Source organism: Paraburkholderia sp. NMBU_R16 (assembly GCF_013282575.1).
Taxonomy (GTDB): Bacteria; Pseudomonadota; Gammaproteobacteria; order Burkholderiales; family Burkholderiaceae; genus Trinickia.
On record NZ_JAAAYE010000045.1, the window covers coordinates 17,505 to 35,397 of the forward strand.

The following is a 17,893-nucleotide window of genomic DNA, read 5'->3' on the forward strand; positions in this document are numbered from 1 at the left end:
CCTCGTACCGGTCGGGCGCGCGCTTCATTCTCTCGCAACCCAATACCATGACGAATGCCAAACTGGCGGCTACGCTGCCGCGGGATTGTTTTTCGGGAACGGTCGTTTTTCTGGTCGCGCTGCCGCTATGCCTCGGGATCGCGCAGGCGTCCGGCGTCGAGCCGTTCGCCGGGCTGTTGGCCGGCATCATCGGCGGGCTTGTCATCTCGCTCCTGAGCGGCTCGCAACTGAGCGTGAGCGGACCGGCGGCCGGGCTCATCATGATCGTCGTAGACGGTATCGCGAACGTCGGGGGATTCCCTGCGTTCCTGAGCGCTCTGCTGGTGGGCGGCGCCATGCAGTTTTGCTTCGGTGTCCTGAAGGCCGGGCGGTTCGCGGCCTACGTGCCGTCGCCGGTCATCAAGGGCATGCTGGCGGCAATCGGTCTATTGTTGATCGTCAAGCAAACGCCCGTCGCGCTGGGGCTTGCAACGGGCGGCGCTGCCAGCGGGGCCAACGCCAGCTATGCGGCTGGTTTTCTCGAGACGCCGTTCGGCACGACATCGGTCGTGGCCTGTGCGCTCGCGGCGATATCGCTTGCGATTCTCTTCGGTTGGGAAAGCCGGTTCATGCGGCGTTTGCCGTTGATCGGGCTCGTGCCTGCGCCGCTCGTCGTGGTGGCATTCGGCGTTGCCGTCACACTCGGCATCGATGCCTTCGCGCCGGCACTCGCGTTGCCCGCTTCGTATCGCGTGAACCTTGCGCCGCTCGATTCGATGGCCGCGCTGACCAGTGCGCTGGCCGCGCCCGATCTGACGCGGCTCGCCAGCTTGGATGTCTGGCGGCTCGCGGCCACGATCGCGATCGTCGCCAGTCTGGAGACGCTGTTGTGTCTCGAGGCCATCGAACAGATGGATCCGCAAAAGCGCGCCGCCTCGCCGGACCGCGAGCTCAAAGCGCAAGGCGTCGGCAACATGCTGGCCGGCTTGCTCGGCGGCTTGCCGATCACATCGGTGATCGTGCGCAGTTCGGCGAATCTGCATGCGGGGGCGCGCTCGCGCATGTCGGCTTTCGTGCACGGGTTGTTGCTGCTCGCGAGTGTTTTCGTGTTGAGCGACATCCTCAACCAGATTCCGCTTGCATCGCTCGCGGCGATCCTGATCGCCACCGGCTACAAGCTTGCGAAGCCCGCGCTCTTCGTCGATGTCGCCAAGCGCGGCGTAAATGCACTCGTGCCGTTTCTCGCGACGATCGGCGGGGTGCTGGCGACGGATCTGCTGATCGGCATCGGCCTCGGTATCGCGTGCAGCATCGTGCTCGCGCTGCATCCGAATCTGCGCAACCCGTTTTCGATTGCGCGGCACGGCAACGAGTTTCTGCTGCTGTTCCGCAAGGACGTATCGTGTTTCATTCGCGTGAAGCTCAAGCAGCATCTCGCGCAGATTCCCGACCGCGCGACGCTCATCGTCGATACGAGCCGTGCCGACTTCGTCGACCCCGATGTGCGGCATATGATCTCGGAGTTCGCGGCGCAGTCCGCCCATCGCGGGATCTCGGTGAGTTGGCGGTGAGGGAAGGGCGTAGCCGCCGCCGGTACCGCTAGCGCTGCGCAGGCGTCGCATGGGCATGCGGCGCCTTTTGCGCGATATGGAGCGATCATCGTAGAGGCAAGACACCGTCGAGCGACGGGGCCACAACATTTTTTGCAAGCCGCCGCGGCAGTTTTGCATCGCCCCGGGTCTGCTCGCGAGCGGGGCGCGAGGTCCGCCGTTGGCCCCGGATCGATCCGATCGCCGGTGGACGGCAAACGGTCCAGGCACCGCGCTTGCGCGGCGAGGCCGTCGTCGGCTATCGAAATCTGGAACGTCCATGCAAGTCACGGCCCTGTTGCTCTCGCGCGTCCAGTTCGCGTGGGTGATCGCGCTGCACATCCTGCTGCCGGCGTTCACCGTGGGGCTATCGTGTTACATCGCGACGCTCGAAGTACTTTGGTGGGCGACGGGACGTGATGTTTACCGTCGGCTTTCGGCGTTCTGGCTGCGCATCTTCGCCGTATCGTTCGGCATGGGCGTGGTATCGGGCATCGTCATGCCGTTTCAGTTCGGCACCAACTGGAGCCGCTTCGTCGCGGCCACGGCCAATACGATCGGCTCGCTCATGGCGTACGAGGTGCTCGTCGCGTTCTTTCTGGAGTCGGCGTTTCTCGGCGTGCTGCTGTTCGGCAGAAAACGCGTGCCGCGCTGGGCGCATGCCATGTCCGCGATTTTCGTCGCGCTCGGCACGTTGCTTTCGTCGTTCTGGATTCTCGCGGTGAACAGCTGGATGCAGACGCCGTCGGGCTACACCCTCATCGATGGGCGGTTCTATCCGCGCAGCATGCTCGATGTGATCTTCAATCCGTCGTTTCCGTTCCGGCTTGCCCATACCGTCACCGCGTTTGTCGTGACGACCGCATTCGTCGTGCTCGGCGTCGGCGCGCACTATTTGTTGAAGGGGCGCGCACAGGAGGAAAGCCGCGTCATGGTGAAGATGGCGCTCTTTTTTCTCGCGGTCATGGTGCCCGTGCAGATCGTGCTGGGCGACGCGCACGGTCTCAATACGCTGAAGTACCAGCCCGTCAAGCTGGCGGCGATGGAAGGGCTGTGGGAAACGGGGCGCGGCGTGCGCGCCACGCTCTTTGCGATTCCCGATGACAAGGAGGAAATGAACCACTTGGAAGTGGCCATTCCGAAGCTTGGCAGCATCTACCTCACACACGACCCGAACGGCCTCGTTCATGGCCTCAAGGACTGGCCGCGCGAAGATCGCCCGGTGGTGCCCATCGTCTTCTTCGCGTTCCATCTCATGGTGCTCATTGCCGTCATCATGCTCGGCATTGTGGCGCGCGGACTCACATTGTGGCGCGGGCGCCGCCTCTACACACGACGCGGCTGGCTCGCCACGTGCCGGCTTGCCATGCCCGTGGGGTTCATCGCCGTGCTCGCAGGATGGACGACGACGGAAGCGGGCCGCCAGCCGTGGACTGTCTACGGGCTCATGCGTACCGCCGACTCGGTCACGCCTTCGCTCACGACCGCGAACGTGGCGCTATCGCTCGCGGCTTATGTGATCTGCTACATCGTGATCTTCGGGTCTGGGCTCATTCTGTTGCGGCGGCTCGTTCATATCGGACCGGGCGAGGCTCCCGCGGACGGTACCGACGGTGAAGGTAGCGGACAGCGCGGCCGTGCGGCTCGGCCGCTTTCGGCAGTCTCGGACAAGCCGGCGGTGCAGCCGTTGTCGGTGGACGCCGACATGCGGCGCGACACCTAGCCCAGACGCGTGTTGCAAGGAGGCCGAGAGCGCCGAAACGGGCGACATGGCCGAAATCGAAACGGAGAGCACTGCCATGCAGCAACTCGATCTCGTTCCGCTATGGGCCGGTATCCTCGCGCTGGGGGTGCTGATGTACGTGCTGCTCGATGGCTTCGATCTCGGCGTTGGAATGCTGCTGCTCCTGCGCCGCAACGAGGCGGATCGCGACCTCATGATCGGGTCGGTCGCGCCCGTGTGGGATTTCAACGAGACGTGGTTGGTGCTTGGCGGCACGGCGTTGCTCGCGGCGTTTCCGGTGGCTTTTGCGATCATCGTTCCGGCCGTCTATTTTCCGGTGAGCGCCATGCTGCTCGGGCTGCTCTTTCGCGGCGTTGCCTTCGAATTTCGCGACATCCCTGGCTCGCATAAGCATGCGTGGAACGGGGCGTTCGCCTATGGCTCGCTCGTGGCGACTTTTGCACAGGGCGTCGTGGCGGGCATGTTCGTGCATGGGTTTCCCGTACTCAACCGAGAGTATGCGGGCACGAGCTGGGACTGGGTTGCACCGTTTCCGCTCGTTATTGGCGTCGGACTCATTGCGGGCTATGTGCTGCTCGGTGCAACGTGGCTCGTGCTGAAGACCGGCGGCGAGCTCCAGGAGTGGGCGCGCCGTGTGGCGAGCCGCGCCATCATCGGCGTGTCCGTGTTCATCGTCGTCGTGAGCATATGGACACCGCTGAGCGACGCCCGTATCGCCGCGCGCTGGTTCTCATGGCCCAACCTGTTGTTCTTCTCGCCGGTGCCGTTGCTCACGGTCGTGCTCGCCGTGCTGCTCGTCCGGGCCTTGCGCGCGCGGCGCGATGCCCTGCCGTTTCTCTGTTCCATCGGGCTTTTTTTCCTTTCGTTCTCCGGGCTCGTCATCAGCCTGTGGCCCTACGTCGTGCCGCCCTCGATTACGTGGCACGACGCCGCGGCCGCGCCCATGTCGCATGAGTTTCTGATGATTGGCACGGCGTTCTTGCTGCCCGTGCTGATGCTCTACGTCTGCTGGTCGTATTGGGTATTCCGCGGCAAGGTACGCAGCGATACGGGGTATGGACATATGTGACGTACGTGCATTCGGCGAGGCCTAGGGCTGGCTTAGCGGTGGCGCCTTGCATGAGTTTGCGGCGGGACGCGTGGAAACGTCATCGGCCGGCAGGATCGCTCTCCTATTACGAATGCGGCTTTGACCGGGCGTGCAACCGGCAGGCAACGTGGATGCCTCGGCCGGCCATGGCCATGGAGGACTACGCTGAGAGGACTGCGAGCTACCGAACTTGCCACGGCCCGTGACAGGCCTACAATGCGGTTATCGCGACGTTGAGGAGGCGATCATGCCCGAGTCCTCGATCGGCTTGATGCTGATGCTGGCGGTTTTCGTCGGCATTGCCATGGCGCTGGCCACGCGTTATCACACCGACCATCCTTTGAGCGACCTGCGGCGTTGGCTCGGTGCCCACCACCGGGTGGGCCGGACGCATCGCCGGCATTGAGGCGGCCGCCGCTGCCGGCAATGCCTTGCCGGTGATCTTGGCGCTGGCACTCGACTTCGAGTGGCTGGCCTGACCCGTTGGCGCGCCCGCTGCGGGGCGGCGTGCCGAGTCATCGAACCGATACGCACCACCGTTACAATGCGCATTGCCTGCCGAATTCGTCCTCGTGGCGGATGCGGCGGATTCTTGCGAGCGCGGCTGCCCGAATCGGCACAGCCGCGCTCGCGAATAGCAATAAATCGATCGAACTTTGAGCGCTCTATGCACCAACGCAACGCATTGGAAAAAATTCTCGAAAGTCTGTTATTCAATTCGCGGTGGCTGCTTGCCCCTTTTTATGTCGGCCTCGTGGTATCGCTGATCATGTTGCTCGTCGCGTTTATCGGCGATCTTGCGCATCTCGTTCCGAATCTTTTGCAGGCAAGCCCCGAGGACATCATCCTCGGCGTGCTGACGTTGATCGATTTGTCGCTGGCGGGCAACCTCGTCGTCATCGTGATGTTCTCGGGCTACGAGAATTTCGTTTCGAAAATCGATACGGGGCTTAGCGAGGATCGGCCGAGCTGGATGGGCACACTCGATTTTTCGGGCTTGAAGATGAAGCTGATCGGCTCGATCGTGGCGATCTCGGCCATTTCGCTACTGCGCGCATTTATGACGCTGACCGAGTCGGGCAGCGTGCTCGACGAGGTACGTATCCGGTGGCTCGTGATCCTGCATTTGACGTTCGTCGGCTCGGGGTTGCTGTTTGCCGCCATGGACTGGGTGGCGGCGCAATCGGAGAAGCATTGACGGAGAGGATTTCGCCGTTGGCTGACTTTTCCGAGTGGCTGGAGCCACTTGGGTTGCCCGGTAATTCCCCCGCTTTTTATGCGAGGCAGAAGTAGAAACTATGCTGCGGCCATCGCCAACTAGCCGGCGCCGAATCTTGCCGTGCTTCTCCCATAGCGCGGCCGTCTGCTCCGTCGTGCCGATCAGATCCGCCAGACGGTGCTGTGAAAGGTCGAGCTCCTTGCGCAGGAACCTGAATTCGGCGCCGGTGAGATGGCCCTTGTGCGCGAGCGCGCGGCCGATCACCTTGTGCAGGCCGTCGACGTCCTGAATAGACGTCGACACGCCGTACGCCGTCTTGCGCTGGGTGACGCCGTTTTCGAGCCACACGTTACGCAGCCCGCTTTCCGTGTAGTGATACATGGTGGTATCCCTCAAAAAACAGTGATCACAGAAATCCAATCGCCGTCTTCCGCCCGCTCGAGTGCTGCCGCATGGCCATTGCAATGCACGATGACGCGCCGAAACGCTGGCGACGAGGTGCGCGTAGCTGAGTGGGCACCAAGACCTGCGCCTGTAACGGGGTGCGCGGTCGGAAGAGCCGAAGGCGTACTGACATGCCGCACGGGCAACAGAACAAAGACTGAACGCCGCTACGCCCGAAATTACGCCAAATTGGCTGGGGATCGTTGTTGGGTAGGGATTTCCGGCCGCTTGCTGGTCCCCCCGACAGGAATCGAACCTGTATCTAGCGCTTAGGAGGCGCTTGTTCTATCCATTGAACTACGGGGAGGGGGATGAATGCGCGAGGCGCGGAGCGCTGGCAAGTGCCGGTGCGGCCAGAGTATAGCAAAGACGCGACGACGTGCTTGCGCGGCGTTGCACGGGAGCCGCCGGAGCATGCGCCTGCATGCCTGCCTGAGCCGCCGACCGAAAAAAGTGCTAGATCAGAACTCCACGACGCTGAATTCAGCTTTGCTCACGTCACACAAGGGGCAGCGCCAATCCTCGGGGATGTCCGAAAACCGCGTCCCTGGCTCAATGCCCTCGTCTGGCAGCCCCGCCGCCTCGTCATAGACCCACCCGCAAATCAGGCAGACCCAGCTTTTGTATTCGATTACGTCGCTCACGGCGCTTTTGGTCCTTTCACATCTCGAAATCAAAACGATCGCTTGGCGTGGCCAGACCCGGCCGATCGGACACGCCGGCCGGCCTGGAACGGCGGCTTCGCGAAATGCAGCGCGCTATTTTACCGAAGCCCAGCTTCCCTGCGATGCGACGAAGCGTCCGTCCCGCGCCCGGTACAATTGACGTTTCCGACTTTTCGCAAGGCGCGCTTCCATGTCGCTTTACACCATCGCCGGCGCGCAGCTCGCGTTCGGCCACGTCGCGCTGCTCGATCATGCGGATTTCTCCCTGGAAGCCGGGGAACGCGTGGGTCTCATCGGCCGCAACGGTGCCGGTAAATCGTCGCTGCTGAAAATCGTCGCGGGCCTCATGCAGCCCGACGACGGGCTCGTCACGCGCCAACAGGAACTCACGACCGTCTACGTGCCGCAGGAGCCCGAGTTCGACCCGCAGGTGTCAGTCTTCGATACCGTCGCGAGCGGCCTCGCCGAAGTGCGTGCCTCGCTCGACGAATACGACGCCGTCGCCCACGAGCTGGCGGCCACACCGGAAGGAGTCGCGCACGACGCGCTGCTCGCCCGCATGAACACGCTGCAATCGCGGCTCGATGCGACGAACGCCTGGAGCTGGCGCACACGCGTGGCGACGACGCTCGCGCAGATCGGCCTCGATGGAGACGCCCTCGTGGGCGCGCTCTCGGGCGGTATGCAAAAGCGCGTGGCACTGGCGCGCGCACTCGTGACCGACCCCGACATCCTGCTGCTCGACGAGCCGACCAACCATCTCGATTTCGATGGCATCCGCTGGCTCGAGGAGCTACTCGTCGGCGCGCGCGCCGGTCTCTTTTTCATCACCCACGACCGCGCGTTTCTCGATCGTGTCGCCACGCGCATCGTCGAACTCGATCGCGGCAGGCTGCTGTCGTATCCGGGCAATTTCTCGGCCTATCAGACCCGCAAAGCGCAGCAGCTCGAGGTCGAGCGTATCGAAAACGAGAAGTTCGACAAACTGCTCGCGCAGGAGGAAGTCTGGATTCGCAAGGGCGTCGAGGCGCGCCGCACGCGTAGCGTCGGCCGCATTGCGCGGCTCGAGCAGATGCGGCATGAACGCGCCGAGCGCCGCAACGTGCAGGGCAATGTCAAGCTCGACGTGGGGCAGGGCGAACGCTCGGGCAAGATCGTGGCCGAGCTCACGGACGTGACGAAACGCTACGGCGCCCGCACGGTCATCGAACATTTTTCCACGACCGTCATGCGCGGCGACAAGATCGGGTTCGTCGGGCCGAACGGGGCGGGCAAGACGACGCTGCTCAAACTGATTCTCGGCGAGATCGCGCCCGACGAAGGCACCGTGCGCGTGGGCACGAACCTGCAGGTCGCGTATTTCGACCAGATGCGCGCCCAGCTCGATCCCGACAAAAGCCTTGCCGATACGATCAGCCCCGGTAGCGACTGGATCGAAGTGAACGGCACGCGCAAGCATGTGATGAGCTACCTGGGCGACTTCTTGTTCGCACCCGAGCGCGCGCGTTCGCCCGTCAAATCGCTGTCGGGCGGCGAGCGCAACCGGCTCTTGCTCGCGCGGCTGTTCGCGCGGCCCGCGAACGTACTCGTGCTCGACGAGCCAACCAACGATCTCGACATTCCGACGCTCGAACTGCTCGAGGAGTTGCTCGGCGAGTACGCGGGCACGGTCTTGCTCGTGAGCCACGACCGGTTCTTTCTCGACAACGTCGTGACATCGGTCATCGCATCCGAGGGCGAAGGGCGCTGGCGCGAGTACGTCGGCGGCTTCACCGACTGGCAGTTGCAAAGCGAACGGGCGGCTCAGCTCGCCCAGGCGGCGGCCAAGCCGGCACCCGCTGCCGCCGCGCGCGAGACCGCGCCGAAGGAGAGCGCCGCGGGCCGCAACGCTCAACGCACAGTCAAGCTGTCGTTCAAGGAGCAACGCGAACTCGAGGCGCTGCCGGACACGATCGCGGCACTGGAGGCCGAACAAAAAGCGATCTCGGCCAAGCTCGAGGACGGCGCCATTTTTGTGGCCGATGCCAAGGAGGGCGCGCGATTGACCGAGCGCTTTGCCGCTATCGACGAGGAGTTGCTGGCCGCGTTGGAACGTTGGGAGGCGCTCGAGGCGAAGCGCAAGTGATCTGCACGGGAAGTCGCTCGGCGGCGGGGCTGGCGTTTCGGCCGAATTGCCCGCCAGGTCGAAACCAGTAAAATACGCCGCGACTGCAGGGCCGCCCGTTTGGTGGGCACGCTTTGCGCGAGCCTTGTTTCGGCTCGCTTTTTTGAATTTTCAACGCATTGTCCACGTAGATATCCCCATCGTCTGTGGACAACGATGACGAGTTCCAACACGAAACGATGTCCACGAAAAAGCCAAGCACCGCATACAGCGAGGCGTCGATCAAGGTGCTCAAGGGTCTCGAGCCGGTCAAGCAACGGCCCGGCATGTACACCCGCACCGAAAATCCGCTGCACATCATCCAGGAAGTCATCGATAACGCGTCGGACGAAGCGCTCGGCGGCTTCGGCCGGCAGATCACCGTGACGCTGCATGCCGATCACTCGGTCTCCGTCGACGACGACGGGCGCGGCATCCCCTTCGGGATGCATCCGGATGAAGGCGTACCCGTCGTGGAGATCGTCTTCACGCGCCTGCATGCGGGCGGCAAGTTCGACAAGGCGGCGGGCGGCGCCTATACGTTCTCGGGCGGGCTGCACGGCGTCGGCGTCTCGGTGACGAACGCGCTTTCCTCGCGGCTCGATGTGACGGTGTGGCGCGACGGCAAGGTGGCCGAAATCGGCTTCGCGCACGGCGATGTCGCGCGACCGCTGCAGGTGCGCGCGCCCGAGAAGAACGGCAAGCGCACCGGCACGCGCGTGACGGCGCTGCCCGATCCGAAATATTTCGATTCCTCGAATATCCCGCTTGGGGAGCTTCAGCGGCTCTTGCGCTCGAAAGCGGTGCTGCTGCCGGGTGTCGAAGTTACGCTCGTCAACGAAAAGACGGGTGAGCGGCAGAGTTGGAAATACGACGACGGGCTGCGCGGTTACCTGCTCGAGGGTATGGCGGGCAGCGAGTTGCTCGTGCCGCTTTTCGAAGGCGAGCGTTATGCCGACAGCGCCCGCATGAACGAGGATGCGTTCGCCGAAGGCGAGGGCGCTGCCTGGGTGGTGGCCTGGAGCGAAGAAGGATCGCTCACGCGCGAGTCGTACGTGAACCTCATTCCGACACCAGCGGGCGGCACGCACGAGTCCGGCCTGCGCGACGGGCTGTTCCAGGCCGTCAAGAGCTTCGTCGAACTGCACAACCTCCAGCCGAAAGGCGTGAAGCTGCTGGCGGAAGATGTCTTCGCGCGAGTCTCGTTCGTGTTGTCCGCCAAAGTGCTCGATCCGCAGTTCCAAGGGCAGATCAAGGAGCGCCTCAATAGCCGCGACGCTGTGAAGCTCGTATCGACGTTCGTCAAACCGGCGCTCGAGCTATGGCTCAACCATCACGTCGAGCACGGCAAAAAGCTCGCCGAACTCGTGATCAAACAGGCTCAGGCTCGCACGCGGGCGGGCCAGAAGATCGAAAAGCGCAAGAGCTCCGGCGTGGCCGTGCTGCCGGGCAAGCTGACGGATTGCGAATCGACCGACATCTCACGCAACGAACTCTTTCTCGTGGAGGGCGATTCGGCGGGCGGCTCGGCCAAGATGGGCCGCGACAAGGAGTATCAGGCCATCCTGCCGTTGCGCGGCAAAGTGCTCAATACGTGGGAAACGGAGCGCGACCGGCTTTTTGCCAACAATGAGGTGCATGACATCTCGGTGGCCATCGGCGTCGATCCGCACAATCCTGACGACAAGGTCGACCTGTCGAATCTTCGCTACGGCAAGATCTGCGTCCTTTCGGACGCGGACGTCGACGGCGCCCACATCCAGGTGTTGTTGCTGACGCTTTTCTTCAAGCACTTTCCGCAGCTCATCGAGCGTGGCCATATCTATGTGGCGCGTCCGCCGCTCTTTCGCGTCGACGCACCCGCGCGCGGCAAGAAGCCCGCTCAGAAACTCTATGCGCTCGACGAGGGCGAGCTGGAAGCGATCCTCGACAAGCTGCGCAAGGACGGTGTGCGCGAATCGCAGTGGTCGATCAGCCGCTTCAAGGGGCTTGGCGAAATGAGCGCGGAGCAGCTCTGGGATACGACGATGAACCCGGACACGCGGCGCCTGATGCCTGTCGCACTGGGCGAGCTCGACTATGACAGCACGGTTTCGCGCATGACGATGCTGATGGGCAAGGGCGAGGCGGCCGCGCGTCGCAGCTGGCTCGAAGAGAAGGGTAACGAAGTCGAGGCGGACATCTGAATCGCTTTGCGCTGCGCAGCTCGATCGCATCCCGCTCGAACTCTGAATACGGACACCATTTTCGATGGCTCAACAAGACGATCTTTTCGCCCCGGCCGTTGTGCCGCCAGACGGCGAATCCCTGACGCTCGGCCATTATGCCGAGCGCGCCTACCTCGATTACGCGGTGAGCGTCGTCAAGGGGCGTGCCTTGCCCGACGTGTGCGATGGCCAAAAGCCCGTACAGCGGCGCATCCTTTACGCGATGAACGAGATGGGCCTCGCCGCCGATGCGAAGCCCGTGAAGTCGGCGCGCGTCGTCGGCGATGTGCTCGGCAAGTACCACCCGCACGGCGACCAGTCGGCATATGACGCGCTCGTCCGTCTTGCCCAGGATTTCTCGATGCGCTACCCGCTCATCGACGGTCAGGGCAACTTCGGCTCGCGCGACGGCGACGGCGCGGCGGCGATGCGTTACACCGAAGCACGCCTGACACCGATCGCACGGCTTTTGCTCGATGAGATCGACGAAGGTACCGTCGATTTCATGCCGAACTACGACGGCTCGTTTCAGGAGCCCAAAATCCTGCCGGCGCGGCTGCCGTTCCTGCTGCTCAACGGCGCATCCGGGATTGCGGTCGGTCTTGCCACGGAAATTCCGTCGCATAACCTGCGCGAGGTGGCGGCAGCGGCTGTGGCGATGATTCGGCGTCCCAACATTTCGCACGCCGAACTGATGGAGTTCGTGCCGGGTCCGGATTTTCCCGGCGGCGGACAAATCATCTCGAGCGATGCAGAAATCGCGGTTGCCTATGAAGCGGGTCGCGGCAGCCTGAAAGTCAGGGCGCGCTGGAAAATCGAAGAGCTTGCGCGCGGGCAATGGCAGCTCGTGGTCACCGAACTGCCGCCGAATACATCGGGACAGAAAGTGCTCGAGGAAATCGAGGAGCTCACCAATCCCAAGGTGAAGCTGGGCAAGAAGACCCTCACGCCCGAGCAATTGCAAACGAAGCAGACGCTGCTCGCCCTGGTCGACGCCGTGCGCGACGAATCGGGCAAGGACGCGCCCGTGCGGCTCGTGTTCGAACCGAAGACGAGCCGCATCGATCAGACGGAGTTCATCCATTCGCTACTCGCTCATACGAGCCTCGAATCGAATGCGCCGCTCAACCTCGTGATGATCGGCGCGGACGGCCGTCCGCGCCAAAAGGGGCTGCTCGACATTCTGCGCGAGTGGGTCGCTTTCCGGTTCGCCACGGTCACACGCCGCACGCGGCACCGCTTGGCCAAAGTCGACGATCGTATTCATATCCTCCAAGGGCGGATGATCGTCTTCCTCAACATCGACGAGGTGATTCGCATCATTCGCGAGGCAGATGAGCCGAAGCAGGCACTCATCGCTGCGTTCGGTCTTTCCGAGCGGCAGGCTGACGATATCCTCGAGATTCGGCTGCGGCAGCTCGCACGGCTCGAGAAGATCAAGATCGAAAAAGAGCTCGAGGCGCTGCGCGACGAGAAGGCGAAGCTCGAAGAACTGCTCGCCAACGAATCGTCGATGAAGCGGCAGATCATCAAGGAAATCGAGGCCGACGCGAAGCAGTACGGCGACGAGCGCCGCACGCTGATCCAGCAGGAAAAGCGCGCGACGTTCGAGGCACGCGTCGTCGACGAACCGGTCACGGTCGTGGTCTCGCAACGCGGCTGGGTGCGCGCGCTGAAAGGCCACGGGCTCGACCCCGCAGGCTTCTCGTTCAAGGACGGCGACGGCCTGTACGCCGCCTTCCAATGCCGCACGCCGGACATGTTGATCGCCTGGGGCAGCTCGGGCCGCGTCTATTCGGTGGCCGTCGCGATGCTGCCGGGTGGGCGTGGCGACGGCGTGCCCGTCACTTCGCTGATCGAACTGGAAGCGGGCACGCGGCTGTTGCATTACTACGCCGCGAATCCGGAGCAGGCGCTGTTGCTCGCATCGAGCAACGGATTCGGTTTCGTTGCCAAGGTGGGCGATATGGTCAGCCGCCAAAAGGCGGGCAAGTCGTTCATGACGATCGACGCGGGTGCGGTGCCGCTCGCGCCGATGCCGGTGCTGCCCGATGCGCATCAAGTCGCCTGTCTTTCGAGCGCGGGAAGGTTGCTCGTTTTTCCTTTCGACGAGATGAAGACCCTCTCGGGCGGCGGACGAGGCGTCACGCTCATGATGCTCGACGACAACGAAACTCTCGTGCAGGCACTGGCGATCGCGGCGGCCGGTGTCGTGCTCATCGGCACGGGGCGCGGCGGCAAACCGGTCGAGGAGATTCTGGCCGGTGGGTCGCTTGCGCCGCATGTCGGCAAACGCGCCCGGCGCGGTCGCGCGCCCGATACGCGGACGAAGGTGAGTGCGTTGCGTCCGGCCCTCGCCTGACGAGATGACACTTCAGCCTGTGCGACCGGCAAACGGTTCGGGCTGCTAACTTTGGGAGAATGGTGTCATGTCGATTGCCATGGACGTTGCGTTGTTCCTGCATTTGACGGCCGTGGCGGTGTGGATCGGGGGGATGGTATTCGCGCAGTTTTGCCTGCGCCCGTCGCTCTCGGACATATCGCCGCAACTGCGCCTGCCGCTGATCGGGGCCGTGTTCGGGCGGTTTCTCGACTGGGTCGGCGTGGCCGTGCTGTTGATTCTGATTTCGGGTGGCTTCCTGCTCGTCAGGTTCGGTGGAGGTAAGGCGCCATGGCCGCTGCATGCAATGGCCGCGCTCGGCGTCGTCATGATGTTGATCTTCGGGCATTTGCGCTTTGCCGTTTTCCCTCGCATCGTGCGCGCGGTACAAGCGCAAAAGTGGCCGGACGGCGCGCGGGCCGTCGAGATCATGCGGCGTCTCGTACTCGCCAATCTCGTGCTGGGGATCGTGACGATCGCTATCGCTGTCTACTCGCGCGGTTTCTGATCGCAGTAACGAGCGTAGAGGGCGGGTTGTCCATACGCTTCATCGATGCGCGACGAACATCGCGATGGCGTAGGTCAGTGCCACCATCGCATAGACGGCGTACACCGGCAGCTTGAGGCGCCCGAGGCACACGAAAGCGAAGACTGCCGTGCCGACATAGGAAAACCGAAGCGGCACATGCTCCGAGAGGTGCACGACCGCCACGATGAGAAAGGAAGTAGCGGCAGCACGCAGCACGCGCATGCCGTGCTCGAAGCGAGCATGCATCTCGAGCCGTTGCAGATGACGCCTGGCCAATATGATCAGGAGCCCTGACGGTACAAAAAAGGCGACCGTCGCCGCGACGGCACCGATGCCGCCGTACGTGAGATAGCCCAGAAACGGAATGACGTTGAGCAGCGGCCCGGGTGAGACCGGCGAGAGCGCGAACGCCAGCGTGAAGTCGCGCATCGTCACGCCGAGCGGCGGTGCGACGAACAGCGTTTTCAGCACCGGCAGCGCGGAAAAACCGCCGCCGAAAAGTGTCATTGCGGCGCCTGCGAGCCGCGGCCAGAGCAGCGCGAGCTGGTATTGCGGCGACAACGACAGCGGTAGCGCGAAGAGGACGACCAGAGACACCAGGATGGGGACCAGAATCTTGTCGCTGCGGTCGAACGAAATGACGAGGCGTTCGCCGCGGGTCGGACTTTGGATCCAGCCCGCCATGAAGGCGACTGCGAGCAACAGCACGAATGCGCTCGCCCGCTGCGTCAGCAGCAAAATGGCGCACGCTCCAGCGGCCGCGAGCCATTGCAGCCGCGTATGGACGACCGCGCGCACCTGCCGGTACCAGGTAATGGCGATGAGGCTGCCGAGCACGACGGCGAAATGGTCGATCAGCTCCGGCGACGCCATCGAGCGGATGAACGGCGAATCGTAGAAGATCGCGAATGCCGTCATCGTGCAGAAGAACGGCAGCACCGCCGCGATGCCAGCCACCCAGGCACCGGCAGCCCCACGCAGCGCATGGCCGACTTGCACGGCTACGTTGCAGCCGACGGCACCGGGGACCATCCAGGAGAGCGCGATGAGATCGGAAAAAGCGAGTCGCGTGAAGCGCCGCTCGCGTTCGACGTAATAGAGTTCGAGTTGCGCCATGAGCGCAAGACCACCCCAGGAAAGCGCCGAGAGCACGAGGACGACTCGAAAGAGCGTCCAGAGCGGCTCGCGCGCGGCTGGCGGCGCATCGGTCGCTCGTCTGTCGCCGGGCTGGGTTGCCGCCGGCGGCGTATTCGGCGTAGATCTCGCTTTCGTCGGTACGTCGGTCATGGGCGCAGCCCCGCGGGGCGCGGCTAGGGTCTGTTTATATTATCGGGCATCGCTCATCAGGCGGATTGTCCGCTCGTGCTCGTGCTGGGTGCTATACGGCCGGGACTGCCGACGACCTCACGCATGCCGCACACGCCGAAGCGTTCCAGCAGCGCCGGGATCCCGTCCACCGGCACCGGGCGTGAGAACAGAAAACCTTGTGCCTGGATGTTGCCGAGTGCCGAAAGCCAGGCGATCTGCTCTTCCGTTTCAGTGCCTTCGACGACGACCGTGAGACCGAGCGAGCGCGCGAGATTGACGATCGCCGATACCATCACGCAAACGCTCCGGTCGACCGGGATGGCTTGCACGAACGAACGATCGACCTTGAGGGTATCGACCGAGAAGCGATTCAGATAGGAAAGCGAGGAGTAACCGGTGCCGAAATCGTCGAGGGCGATACTGACGCCGAGCCGTTTTTTCAGCGCCGCGATCTTCTCCGAGACGAGATCCGGATACTCCATCATGGCTGTCTCGGTAATTTCCAGTTCGAGCCGCTGCGCCGCGATGCCGGTTTCCTCGATCGCGCGGGCGATGGTTTCGTAGAGGTCGCCGCGCCAGAACTGGACAGCCGAAATATTGACGGCGAGAGAGAGCGTTTCGTAGCCCTGGTTTTGCCAGATCGCCAGTTGTTTGCAGGCTTCCTGGATCACGAAGTCGCCGATCGGCACGATGAGGCCGGTGGATTCGGCGACCGGAATGAACTCGCTCGCGGCGATGACGCCCTGTTGCGGGTGATTCCAGCGCACGAGGGCTTCGAACCCTGTGATGCAGCGGCGCGCGAGATCGATTTTCGGCTGATAGACCAGAAACAGCTGCCGTTCGGTCAGCGCGACGCGCAGCTGCTGCTCCCACTGCATCAGGTGATCGGCACGATGCGAGAGATGCGGCGCATAGAACTGATAGCAGTTCTTGCCGGCGTCTTTGGCGCTATACATGGCAAGATCGGCTTTCTTGAGCAGGTCGATCTCGCTTTCGCTGCCCACCGAGAAAAGCGCGATGCCGATACTTGCGTGAAGCACGAACGACGTGCCGCGCACATCGAACGGCTGCTCGAACACTTCGCGCATCGTTTCGGCCAGTTGTGTCGCTTGCCGCTCGACGTCGCCGCCTTTGACGATCACGACGAACTCGTCTCCGCCGATGCGCGAGAGCACGCCCGTGGCGCCAACGGTATCGGCCAAGCGGGCCGCGGTCATCTGCAACACGATGTCGCCGGCATTGTGGCCGAGCGTGTCGTTGACCGTCTTGAAGTTATCGAGATCGATGAAGAGGATGGCCAGGCGGCCGACGTTGCTCGGATCGCTCACATCCTGGCGCAGGCTTTGAAGCGTGGCGTAGCGGTTGCGCAGGCCCGTCAGCAAATCGTATTCGACGAGATGGGTCATCTCGCGTTCGCGCCCGAGCAATTTGCCGATGAGCCCTGTTGCCACCGCGAAAAAACCGAGCATCGCAAGCGAGATGAAACCCGCCATCAGCAGATAGACGTTGCGCGTATGGTTGTAGTCCGCGAACTCCTCGGCCTCGGACAGCCCGACGAGCACGCCCATCGGATAGCCGTCGATATGCCGGTACGACACAATGCGCTTCACGCGGTCGATCGGATCGATCTGCGTCCCCGAGACGTGTTCTGAAATCGGGTAGACGCCGCTCGCCGAAAACGTTCCCGGCGCACTCGTGTTCGAACCGGTGCGACGCGCCAGCACCGCACCGCTATCGGCGATCACGGCAATGACACCATCTTTGCCGATGGCGGCGTTGTTATAGAAATCGCTCGTGAAATAGCCGGGGTTTTCGGACACCACGACCACGCCCGCGAACGAGCCGTCGGGGTGATTGAGGCGCCGCGTCATTTGCAGCGTCCACTGATGCGACACGCGGCCCAGCACCGGTGTGCTGATATAGAGTTGATCGTCGTTCTCGTGCTCGTGCACCTTGAAGTGCTCGCGATCGGACAGGTCGATCGGCACCGGATTGGCTTCCGCCGTCGAGGCGACGAGCAGACCGTGCTCGTTGATGATCGCGACCTGCACGAGCGTGTCGCTCTGAACGACACCTTTTTCCACAGTGCTGCGCAACTCGAAGCGATCGGGATTTTTTTCGAACTCGTACTTGACGAATCGGGTGATCTGGTCGACTTGGTGGATGGCCTTGATCGTATGCTGTTCGAGTGCGGCGGACAGGATGGCCGCCGACGCCGCCGCTTCACGATAGGTCGAATCGCGTTCGACGGACAGGCGAGCAGAAATGACCGTCCAGAGCAAGACGAGCACGAGCAGACCCAGCGCCGGAATCGCGATCAGCGCACGCCGCCGCGAGCCGGCCGCATCGCGCCGCGCGCGGGTGTCACGGGCCGAATGGAACCAGGGAAAGTTCATCACTTGCCGTGAAGTCTCGAAGGACTGGAGGCACCGTTTGGCAGGGTCGACAGGTTCATGGTTGGCTGCATGGCGAGCATCGTGCCCCGGGGCTTGGCCGCGGCGCTGTCAGGTCATCAATGGAAGTCGCACCCTCGTGGGCAGTCGTCAGGAGGATATTACTGAATGGATCAGAATTAGGATAGCGTCCGTTAATCGGG

Annotated in this window: 12 protein-coding genes and 1 tRNA gene; 9 read left to right on the forward strand and 4 right to left on the reverse strand. The window is 63.2% G+C overall.

The annotated features are described in order from the left end of the window. The first annotated feature begins 47 nt into the window (after positions 1-47). The 5 genes from GWC77_RS20680 (at position 48) to GWC77_RS20700 (ending at position 5,600) form a co-directional block, all read left to right on the forward strand. Positions 48-1,550 carry a SulP family inorganic anion transporter gene (locus GWC77_RS20680; protein WP_173260022.1) on the forward strand — a complete coding sequence of 501 codons (1,503 nt, stop codon included), beginning with the start codon at positions 48-50 and terminating at the stop codon, positions 1,548-1,550. Positions 1,551-1,848: 298 nt separating this feature from the next. Further along, a complete protein-coding gene (locus tag GWC77_RS20685) occupies positions 1,849-3,291 on the forward strand; it encodes a cytochrome ubiquinol oxidase subunit I (protein WP_173260023.1) in 1,443 nt (480 codons plus the stop codon). 76 nt (positions 3,292-3,367) lie between these two features. Continuing rightward, complete coding sequence (gene cydB, locus GWC77_RS20690; RefSeq protein WP_173260044.1) at positions 3,368-4,381, forward strand: cytochrome d ubiquinol oxidase subunit II; 1,014 nt, start codon at positions 3,368-3,370, stop codon at positions 4,379-4,381. 268 nt (positions 4,382-4,649) lie between these two features. After that, positions 4,650-4,808, forward strand: coding sequence for a hypothetical protein (locus GWC77_RS20695; RefSeq protein ID WP_173260024.1), 159 nt, complete (start codon positions 4,650-4,652; stop codon positions 4,806-4,808). A gap of 261 nt (positions 4,809-5,069) precedes the next feature. After that, positions 5,070-5,600, forward strand: coding sequence for a TIGR00645 family protein (locus GWC77_RS20700; RefSeq protein ID WP_173260025.1), 531 nt, complete (start codon positions 5,070-5,072; stop codon positions 5,598-5,600). Between the two features lie 697 nt (positions 5,601-6,297). Here GWC77_RS20700 and GWC77_RS20705 read toward each other — a convergent pair. After that, positions 6,298-6,372: transfer RNA gene (locus GWC77_RS20705), tRNA-Arg, on the reverse strand. Between the two features lie 154 nt (positions 6,373-6,526). Further along, entirely contained in the window at positions 6,527-6,709 is a 183-nt protein-coding gene (locus GWC77_RS20710) for a rubredoxin (protein WP_173260026.1), read from the reverse strand. Between the two features lie 211 nt (positions 6,710-6,920). On the opposite strand from GWC77_RS20710, the gene GWC77_RS20715 reads away from it, so the two are divergent. From GWC77_RS20715 to GWC77_RS20730, 4 genes are all read left to right on the forward strand, one after another. Further along, positions 6,921-8,855, forward strand: coding sequence for an ATP-binding cassette domain-containing protein (locus GWC77_RS20715; protein WP_173260027.1), 1,935 nt, complete (start codon positions 6,921-6,923; stop codon positions 8,853-8,855). 218 nt (positions 8,856-9,073) lie between these two features. Continuing rightward, positions 9,074-11,059, forward strand: a complete 1,986-nt coding sequence (gene parE / locus GWC77_RS20720; protein WP_173260028.1) for a DNA topoisomerase IV subunit B — start codon at positions 9,074-9,076, stop codon at positions 11,057-11,059. A gap of 64 nt (positions 11,060-11,123) precedes the next feature. Further along, positions 11,124-13,442 carry a DNA topoisomerase IV subunit A gene (gene parC, locus GWC77_RS20725; RefSeq protein ID WP_173260029.1) on the forward strand — a complete coding sequence of 773 codons (2,319 nt, stop codon included), beginning with the start codon at positions 11,124-11,126 and terminating at the stop codon, positions 13,440-13,442. A gap of 67 nt (positions 13,443-13,509) precedes the next feature. Further along, on the forward strand, positions 13,510-13,968 hold the full coding sequence (locus GWC77_RS20730) for a CopD family protein (protein WP_173260030.1): 459 nt from the start codon (positions 13,510-13,512) through the stop codon (positions 13,966-13,968). 39 nt (positions 13,969-14,007) lie between these two features. On the opposite strand, the gene GWC77_RS20735 is transcribed toward GWC77_RS20730, so the two are convergent. Together GWC77_RS20735 and GWC77_RS20740 are read right to left on the reverse strand one after the other, a co-directional pair. Then, positions 14,008-15,276, reverse strand: coding sequence for a chromate transporter (locus tag GWC77_RS20735; RefSeq protein WP_173260031.1), 1,269 nt, complete (start codon positions 15,274-15,276; stop codon positions 14,008-14,010). 56 nt (positions 15,277-15,332) lie between these two features. Beyond that, on the reverse strand, positions 15,333-17,693 hold the full coding sequence (locus GWC77_RS20740; protein WP_173260032.1) for an EAL domain-containing protein: 2,361 nt from the start codon (positions 17,691-17,693) through the stop codon (positions 15,333-15,335). Positions 17,694-17,893 lie beyond the last annotated feature (200 nt).

Bases quoted from the DNA above. Each gene is read 5' to 3' on its own strand.
- GWC77_RS20680 (WP_173260022.1), top strand. From the start codon at position 48: ATGACGAATGCCAAACTGGCGGCTACGCTGCCGCGGGATTGTTTTTCG.
- parC (WP_173260029.1), top strand. From the start codon at position 11,124: ATGGCTCAACAAGACGATCTTTTCGCCCCGGCCGTTGTGCCGCCAGAC.
- GWC77_RS20740 (WP_173260032.1), bottom strand. From the start codon at position 17,693: ATGAACTTTCCCTGGTTCCATTCGGCCCGTGACACCCGCGCGCGGCGC.
- cydB (WP_173260044.1), top strand. From the start codon at position 3,368: ATGCAGCAACTCGATCTCGTTCCGCTATGGGCCGGTATCCTCGCGCTG.
- GWC77_RS20730 (WP_173260030.1), top strand. From the start codon at position 13,510: ATGTCGATTGCCATGGACGTTGCGTTGTTCCTGCATTTGACGGCCGTG.
- GWC77_RS20735 (WP_173260031.1), bottom strand. From the start codon at position 15,276: ATGACCGACGTACCGACGAAAGCGAGATCTACGCCGAATACGCCGCCG.
- GWC77_RS20685 (WP_173260023.1), top strand. From the start codon at position 1,849: ATGCAAGTCACGGCCCTGTTGCTCTCGCGCGTCCAGTTCGCGTGGGTG.
- parE (WP_173260028.1), top strand. From the start codon at position 9,074: ATGTCCACGAAAAAGCCAAGCACCGCATACAGCGAGGCGTCGATCAAG.
- GWC77_RS20695 (WP_173260024.1), top strand. From the start codon at position 4,650: ATGCCCGAGTCCTCGATCGGCTTGATGCTGATGCTGGCGGTTTTCGTC.
- GWC77_RS20700 (WP_173260025.1), top strand. From the start codon at position 5,070: ATGCACCAACGCAACGCATTGGAAAAAATTCTCGAAAGTCTGTTATTC.
- GWC77_RS20715 (WP_173260027.1), top strand. From the start codon at position 6,921: ATGTCGCTTTACACCATCGCCGGCGCGCAGCTCGCGTTCGGCCACGTC.